Source organism: Intrasporangium sp. (assembly GCF_051961875.1).
Classification (GTDB): domain Bacteria; phylum Actinomycetota; class Actinomycetes; order Actinomycetales; family Dermatophilaceae; genus Intrasporangium_A.
Genome location: NZ_JBQCCV010000107.1, coordinates 1 through 3,530, shown reverse-complemented (window position 1 = coordinate 3,530; position 3,530 = coordinate 1). Strand labels below are relative to the sequence as shown.

Sequence of the window (3,530 nt, the reverse complement as noted above, 5' to 3'; positions counted from 1 at the left end):
ACCGCGTTGGGGGCGTTATACCATTGCGCGTCGGCCGCCCCCCGCCCCATGGGGGGGTGGTTTTGTTTGGGGGGGTCGGGGCGGGTGTCCACCCGGCATTTGTTGTGCGGGGACCCCACTCCGCCTCACGCGTCACAGGTTCGGCCGCTGCCTGGCCGGCCACCATGCCGGCCGGGAGCCCTGGGTCCGGTGCCCGCGGATCGCATGGTCCGACTGGTAGGACAGCACCGACCCGTTGCTCTGATGGGAGAGCACCGATCCTCGGGACTGGTTGGACAGGAACGAGAACATGCTCATCGCCGAGCCTGCCGAGAAGAGCGAGGCGAAGGAGCCCGAGCTCCCGATCGACAGGATCGAGCCGGCGCTCCCGATGGACAGGATGGAGCCGGCGCTGCCGATCGACAGGATCGAGCCCTTCGATCCGATCGACAGGATGGAGCGCTCGGACCGGATGGACCACTTCGACGTTCCCACGGCCGCATCCTAGGTCCGGATCGGGCCCATCAGGAGCAGGCTGCGGCGAGGAGACGCGCGAGCTCGGCCGGCTTCGTGAACATGGGCCAGTGGCCGGAGTCGATGTCGACATAGTCGACGTGCTCCGCCTTGGCCATCTCCGGGACGTCACCGCTCTCGATCCACTCCTTCGCCTGCTCCGGGGTGAACTCGGGGCACACGAGGACGACGGGCACGGCATATCGACGTTCCTCGGCGTAGTGGACCGTGGCCTTGGTGACCCCCTCCGGCACTGGGATGGCGGCCTGCTCGATCGCCGCACTGGTCGCGTCGTCGAGGTCCGCGGAGTCCGGCCCCTCGAAGGGCGCCCATCCGGGGAACGGCATCCGACCATCCGTGGTGGGGAAGAAGTCGGCGTAGGCCTCGCCCTCGGACGAGGGGAAACCGCCGACGAGGGCGACCGCCCCCAGGCGGTCGGGACGGCGGTCGGCGGCCAGCCAAGCGAGGGTGCAGGCGGCCGAGTGACCGACGACGAGGGGGGCACCGTCGGCGCTCTCGACCGCAGCGACCACCGCCGCCACCTGTTCTTCGAGGGTCGCGTCGGCGCTGCCGTCGCCCTGCCCCGGGAGGGTCAGCGGGATCGCATGGTGGCCGAGCGCCTCGAGCTCGGGCACGACCTCGTCCCAAGCGGATCCGTCCAGCCAGAGGCCGGCGACGAGCACGATGTCCATCGGTAACTCTCCTTCTGTGGGGCCCAACGTTCTCGAGGCACGAGGGTAGAGAGCATTGGGGACGTTCGGCTTCCTGATCGGCGCCCTTGCCCACGGCGATCCCTCACGAGGGAATACCCACTTCGCCCCTGCGGTTCCACTCGCTACCCCGGGGGGGTATATTGGAGTCCGGACAGAAGGAGTTGTCGTGAGCGAAGACCGGATCCGGGCGCAGCACGCTCCGGCCGACGATGTGAACGACCACGAGCACGACGTGCCCGCGGGGCACCGCGCACACACTGGCCAGGGAGACCACGGCCGCCGCGCCGTGACCGGTCAAGGTGACCAGGCAAGCCATGCAGCCGCCGGGCATGGCGACCATGGCGGTCACGCGGGACACGGCGACCACGTCGCGATGTTCCGGCGGCTGTTCTGGCTCATGCTCCTGTTCTCGGTGCCGACGGTGCTGCTCAGCGAGATGTTCGCCGACCTGGTCGGCTACTCCCTGCCGCACCTCACCGGACTGCAGTGGGTGCCGGCCATCCTCGGCACCGTCATGTACGTCTGGGGCGGCAGCCCGTTCCTCACCGGGGCCGTCAGTGAGGTCCGCGCTCGCAGGCCCGGAATGATGCTGCTGATCGGGATGGCCATCACCGTGGCTTTCGTCGCGTCCTGGGGTGCCACCCTCGGGCTCTTCGCGCACGCCCTCGACTTCTGGTGGGAGCTCGCGCTCCTCATCGTCATCATGCTGCTCGGGCACTGGCTCGAGATGCGCTCGCTTGCCCGCACCTCCTCTGCGCTCGACTCCCTCGCGGCGCTCCTCCCGGACGAGGCGGAGCGCGTCGACGGCGAGGCCATCACAACGGTCGCGCCGTCGGAGCTCGAGGTCGGTGACGTGGTCGTGGTCCGTCCCGGAGGCCGGGTCCCGGCGGACGGCAAGGTGGTCGACGGATCAGCCGACCTGGACGAGTCGATGATCACCGGGGAATCCCGACCGGTGCACCGCGCGGTGGGTGACCACGTCGTCGCGGGCACCGTCGCGACCGACAGCGGCATCAGGGTGCGCATCGACGCCGTGGGGGACGACACCGCCCTCGCTGGGATCCAGCGCCTCGTCACAGAAGCCCAGTCATCGACCACGCGAGCCCAGCTGCTCGCGGACCGCGCCGCGGGGTGGCTCTTCTGGTTCGCCCTTGCCGCGGCCGTCGCCACGATCGCGACGTGGAGCGTCGTCGGAGCGCCCGACAGCGCCCTTGTGCGGGCCATCACCGTCCTCGTCATCGCCTGTCCGCATGCGCTCGGGCTCGCGATCCCCCTCGTCGTGTCCATCTCGACCGAGCGGGCCGCCAAGGGTGGCGTCCTCGTCAAGGACCGTGGGGCGCTGGAGCGAATGCGGCGGGTCGACACCGTCCTGTTCGACAAGACCGGCACCCTGACGAAGGGGCAGCCCGTCGTCCACGACGTCGTCACGACCGGACTCGGGTCCGACGAGCTGCTCGCCCTGGCCGCCGCGGCCGAGAGCGACAGCGAGCACCCGCTCGCGCGGGCGATCGTCGCGGCAGCCGAGCACCGTGGCCGTCCCATCCCCTCGGCAGCTGACTTCCAGGCCGCCACGGCAGTCGGCGTCACCGCCACAGTCGACGGCCGCACCATCGCCGTGGGCGGCCCGAATCTCCTTGCCGAGCACGGCTTGTCGCCGCTCGATGACACGATGCGATGGTCGGCAGACGGCGCCATCGTCCTGCACGTCCTCGTCGACGGCAGGATCGCCGGAGCGCTCGCCCTGACCGACGAGGTCCGTGAGGAGTCGCGGCAGGCGATCGACGCGCTGCACGCCCTCGGGGTCCACGTGGTGATGATCACCGGCGACGCAGAACCGGTCGCCCGCGCCGTCGCGCAGGAGCTGGGGATCGACCAGGTCTTCGCCGGGGTCCGCCCTGAGCACAAGAACGAGACGGTCACGCAGCTGCAGCGCCAAGGCCGGACGGTGGCCATGGTCGGCGACGGCGTCAACGACGCGCCGGCCCTGGCCCAGGCCGACGTGGGCATCGCGATCGGAGCAGGCACCGACGTGGCGATCGCCTCGGCCGGGGTGATCCTCGCCTCCGACGACCCCCGTTCGGTCCTCTCCGTCATCCAGCTGTCGCGCGCCGGATACCGGAAGATGAAGCAGAACCTGTGGTGGGCGGCCGGCTACAACATCCTCGCCGTGCCCCTGGCCGCGGGTGTGCTCGCCCCGGTCGGCTTCGTCCTGCCGATGGAGGTCGGCGCGGTCCTCATGTCCCTGTCGACCATCGTCGTCGCCGCCAACGCCCAGCTGCTGCGGCGCCTGGACCTGAGCGCGGCAGCCAGCGTCGAGGCGGCGCG

3 protein-coding genes are annotated in these 3,530 nt (G+C 70.6%); 1 reads left to right on the top strand and 2 read right to left on the bottom strand.

Features of this window, described 5'->3' with window-relative positions; genetic code table 11:
* Positions 1-132: 132 nt before the first annotated feature.
* Both ACTHJJ_RS06025 and ACTHJJ_RS06020 read right to left on the bottom strand, forming a co-directional pair.
* Positions 133-474, bottom strand: a complete 342-nt coding sequence (locus ACTHJJ_RS06025; protein WP_440302030.1) for a hypothetical protein — start codon at positions 472-474, stop codon at positions 133-135.
* Positions 475-503: 29 nt separating this feature from the next.
* A complete protein-coding gene (locus tag ACTHJJ_RS06020; RefSeq protein ID WP_440302029.1) occupies positions 504-1,184 on the bottom strand; it encodes an alpha/beta fold hydrolase in 681 nt (226 codons plus the stop codon).
* 187 nt (positions 1,185-1,371) lie between these two features.
* Between ACTHJJ_RS06020 and ACTHJJ_RS06015 the strand changes: the two genes are divergently transcribed.
* A partial coding sequence (locus ACTHJJ_RS06015) for a heavy metal translocating P-type ATPase (protein ID WP_440302028.1) occupies positions 1,372-3,530 on the top strand: 2,159 nt, incomplete at its 3' end.

Excerpts from the sequence above, each read along its gene's own strand:
- ACTHJJ_RS06020 (WP_440302029.1), bottom strand. The coding sequence starts at position 1,184 with ATGGACATCGTGCTCGTCGCCGGCCTCTGGCTGGACGGATCCGCTTGG.